Here is a 4026-nt window from a genome sequence, read left to right as displayed (position 1 = left end):
CCCGCCGTGTCTCCCCGGAGCGTTCCACCGGGACGGGCGCCGCGCCGTACTCGTCGAGGATCGACGGGGTCGCGCCGTCGGGCCAGGCGGGCAGCGCGATCACCGGCGCGGCGGCCGCCCCGGCCATTGACCCGGCCGGCGACCCGGTCACCGGCCCCCGCGCGGGCCGGGTGGCGGCCGGGCCCGCGGCGGTCGTCGCCGCGTCGCCGAGGGAGAGCCGGACGAAGCCGGGAGGGGCGGGCTCGGTCAGCCGCAGCTCGAGCGGCCCGTACGCGCGGGCGCGCGCGTGATCCAGCGCCGCCGCGAGCGCCGGGTCGGTGCCTTCGGCGGAGCCGGCGGTCCCGAAGCCGGCGGTCCCGGAGCCGGCGGTCGCGGAGCTGACTGTCTCGACGCCGGTGGTCGCGGAGCTGACGGTCTTGGAGCCGGTGGTCGCGGAGCAGGCGGGGGCGCCCTCCATCACGGGCATCTCGCCGCCGGGTGCCCGGCTCTGGGATTCAGTCATCGGACGGCACCCGTTCCAGCGTGCCGTCGGTCCGCCAGCTCGGATGGCCGCCGGGATCGGCGCTGACGGCGTCGGACCAGCGCAGCCGGTAGGGCAGCTCCGGGCGCAGGTCGGCGGACGCGAGGTCGGCGAGCGCCCTGCGCATGGCGGCCCAGTCGCCGGTCAGCACCTCCTCCAGCGGCACCGACGAGCGGCCTCGGAGCACGGACTCCGCCACGGCGGTGAGCCGGTCGAGCGCGGCGACGCCGTCGTCGGCGGACTCGACCGGGCCGCTGTCCGGGAGCGGCGAGCGCGGGGGAGCGGGCCGCACCGGCGCCGGGCGCGGGGCCTCGTCCACCGCGGTGGCGATGGCGGCGGGGTCGTGCCAGGGCGCGGGCGCGTCGAACACGAACCCGTCGAGCACGGCGGCCAGCCGCTCCTTGGAGGCGGTCTGGGCGAAGGTGCGCCAGCTCTCGGCGGGCAGCAGCGTCAGGTTGCGGGTCGTCCCCGCCGAGTCGGCGAGCCGCCCGGCGGCGCGGCGCGAGGCGTCGCTGTAGGCGTAGATCGCGGCCCGCAGCTCGGTGCAGGTGCGGTCCAGGCCGGGCCACCTGCGCAGGATCGTGCCGTGCAGGCTCTGCGCCCGCCGCGCGATCTCCTCGGTGCCCCAGAGCTTGGGCGCCTGCTCGCGCAGCTCCTCGATCGTCCCGTTGGTCAGGGTGATCAGTTCGAGCGCCCACAACCGGAAGGCGCGGGCGAGGTTGCCCGCGGACTGCCGGGCCTCCTCCATGGTCGTGCGCGGGTCGGCGGCGTTGAGGTCCTCGAGCGCGAGCAGGCGGTGCATCTCCGACTGGCCGCCGTCGTCCATCATGCGGCGGATGAACATCAGCCCGACCACACTGGTGAACGACGCCCGGTAGCGGAGCTGGTTGGGCTTGGGGAAGACCTCGCGGATCGCGCCGAGCCCCTTGAGCACGCGCAGCCGGTTCTCGAACCGGTCCGTCGGGTGGGCCCGGCAGGCGTGCCGCATCTGCTCGTGGGTGAGCCATTCCTCACCGGCCTCGGCGAACGCGTCGAAGAGCGTCTCGGCGATGTCGACCAGGGCGGGGTCGTCCACGACCGCGCCGCTGTCGCGCGCCAGCGCGGCGAACATCCGCCGGTACGTCGCGAGCACGGCCTCGTCGGTGAGCGCGGCGTCCAGCGTCTCGGGCAACGCCTCCGGGCCGGGGTCGCGCCGGGTGTCCCGCTGGTGGGCGGGCCGCGGCGCGGGTCGTCTCTCTCGTGAGGTCTGCTGAGGCACGCGCTATACCGTACGGCTTGGCGGCGACATTCCCCGCCTCGATCCGCCTCGATGCGCCCCGGTCCCGGCGACACGGCGGGGCGGGCGGCGGTCAGGCGGGACCGAACACGGCGGGCAGCAGGGCGGGAAGATCCATGAGCAGCCAGCCCCCGGCGGCCAGGGCGGCGGCGGAGACGAGCAGGAACACGGCCACCCAGAACGTGCCCGGGACGTGGGTCAGCCGGGCGAGCTGGTCGGCGTCGGAGTCCGGCGCCCGGCCGCGCCGCCGCTTGCGCTGCAGCTCGATGATCGGCCGCACGCCGCCGAGCAGGAGGAACCAGACCGCGGCGTAGGCGACGACCGCCTGCACCGACGGCTGGGCGAACCACGACACCGCGAAGACGGCCCCGCCCGTGGCGAGCAGCGAGACCACCCCGAACATGTTCCTGATCATCAGCAGCATGCAGGCGAGCAGCGCGAGCACGCCCCACAGCAGCAGCGTGATGTGCCCGGACGAGGTGAGCCAGGCCGCGCCGAACCCCAGCAGCGACGGCGCGACATAGCCGGAGCCCGCCGTGATGATCATGCCGAGGCCGCGCGGGTTCCCCCTGGTGAGCGTCACGCCGGAGGTGTCGGAGTGCAGCCGGATGCCGTGCAGCCTGCGCCTGGTCAGCACGGCCGCCAGCGCGTGGCCGCCCTCGTGCGCGATGGTGATCAGGCCGCGGGACAGGTGCCACGACGGCGGATAGGCCACGACGGCGAGCGCGGCGAGCCCGGCCAGGACGATCAGCCACGCCGGCGGCGCGTCCTGCGTCGCGATGAGCTGGTTCCAGAGTGCTTTCAGGGGGGCCACCTCCGGGAGACAGCGTACGGCCGGGGAGATCGCCGCGGTGTAAACCCGGCCACGCGGCCGGGGGCCGGACGGTCACGACCTGCGCGTTCGGGAGAGACCGCGCCGGGCACGCCCGGAGGAGGGTGGGACGGGGCCGTGCCGGCGCGCCGGGAAAAGGTTCTACGGTCTATATGTGGCTGAGCGTCGAATGCGGAGTTTGCGGGGACTGGTCCGGGCGAAGCGGGAGGCCGCCCCCGAGGAGTCGATGGACCCCCGGACCGCCGAGTCACCGACCGTGGAGTGGCCGGCGCGGGGCAGCGTCGTCGACAACGCGGTCTACCTGGACGGCAAGCGGGTCGACTCGCCGGTCTCCCTGGCCGACGCCATCGCCTCCCTCCGGTCGCGGCCGGGCGCGATGGCGTGGATAGGGCTGTACCGCCCGCCCGCCGGGGAGCTGACCGCCGCCGCCGAGGAGTTCGGCCTGCACACCCTCGCCGTCGAGGACGCGATCGTCGCGCACCAGCGGCCGAAGGCGGACCGCTACGACGACACCCTCTTCGTCGTGCTCCGCGCCGCGCAGTACATCGACAAGGCGGAGAAGGTCGCCTTCGGCGAGTTGCACGTCTTCGTCGGCCCCGACTTCGTCCTCACCGTACGGCACAGCGAGGCGCCGGACCTGTCGAAGGTGCGCGGCCGCATGGAGTCCGACCCCGACCTGCTCAGGAAGGGCCCGCAGGCCGTGCTGTACGCGATACTCGACGCGGTCGTGGACGGCTACGCGCCGGTCGTCGCGGGCCTGCAGAACGACATCGACGAGATCGAGGTGCAGGTCTTCGGCGGCGACCCGGCGGCGCCCCGGCGAATCTACGCGCTGTCCCGCGAGGTGATCGAGTTCCAGCGGGCGACCACGCCGCTGGTCGCGATGCTGGACGGCTTCATCGCCGCGTCCCCGAAGTACGGCGTGGACGAGGAGCTCCAGCGTTATCTGCGGGACGTGGCCGACCACGCCATCACGGTCACCGAGCGCGTCTCGGCGTTCCGGCAGATGCTCCAGGACATCCTCATCGTCAACTCGACCCTGGTCAGCCAGGCCCAGAACGAGGAGATGACCAAGCTCACCGCGGCGAGCATCGCGCAGGGCGACGAGGTGAAGAAGATCTCCGCCTGGGCGGCCATCCTGTTCGCGCCCACGTTGGTCGGCACGATCTACGGCATGAACTTCGACCACATGCCCGAGTTGCACTGGCTGTTCGGCTACCCGTTCGCGGTGGCCCTGATGGCCCTGGTCTGCGTCACCCTCTACCTGGTCTTCAAACGCCGCGACTGGCTCTGAGCCCCCGGAAGGAACGTCCTGGAGAGCACGGCGGCCCGGGGGGTCGCCGCCCCGGAAGGAATGTCCTGGAAAGTATGGCGGCCCGGGGCGTCGCCGCCCCGGGC

At 73.9% G+C, this 4026-nt stretch carries 3 protein-coding genes and 1 pseudogene; 1 reads left to right on the top strand and 3 read right to left on the bottom strand.

Annotated elements, in window-relative coordinates; translation table 11 throughout:
• From AWQ70_RS40185 to AWQ70_RS14290, 3 genes and pseudogenes are all read right to left on the bottom strand, one after another.
• A pseudogene (locus AWQ70_RS40185) lies at positions 1–502 on the bottom strand (hypothetical protein); the annotation flags it as partial.
• Positions 495–1778 carry a hypothetical protein gene (locus tag AWQ70_RS14295; protein ID WP_245646953.1) on the bottom strand — a complete coding sequence of 428 codons (1284 nt, stop codon included), beginning with the start codon at positions 1776–1778 and terminating at the stop codon, positions 495–497. The pseudogene AWQ70_RS40185 and the gene AWQ70_RS14295, both read right to left, overlap by 8 nt.
• A gap of 91 nt (positions 1779–1869) precedes the next feature.
• Positions 1870–2601 carry a M50 family metallopeptidase gene (locus AWQ70_RS14290; RefSeq protein ID WP_157530076.1) on the bottom strand — a complete coding sequence of 244 codons (732 nt, stop codon included), beginning with the start codon at positions 2599–2601 and terminating at the stop codon, positions 1870–1872.
• Between the two features lie 181 nt (positions 2602–2782).
• Here AWQ70_RS14290 and AWQ70_RS14285 point away from each other — a divergent pair, with 181 nt between their 5' ends.
• Positions 2783–3922, top strand: a complete 1140-nt coding sequence (locus AWQ70_RS14285) for a magnesium and cobalt transport protein CorA (RefSeq protein ID WP_067175589.1) — start codon at positions 2783–2785, stop codon at positions 3920–3922.
• Positions 3923–4026: the final 104 nt, after the last annotated feature.

The organism is Microtetraspora niveoalba, from assembly GCF_001570405.1.
In the GTDB taxonomy this organism is placed as follows: Bacteria; Actinomycetota; Actinomycetes; order Streptosporangiales; family Streptosporangiaceae; genus Microtetraspora; species Microtetraspora niveoalba.
This window is presented reverse-complemented; position numbering and strand designations above follow the sequence as displayed.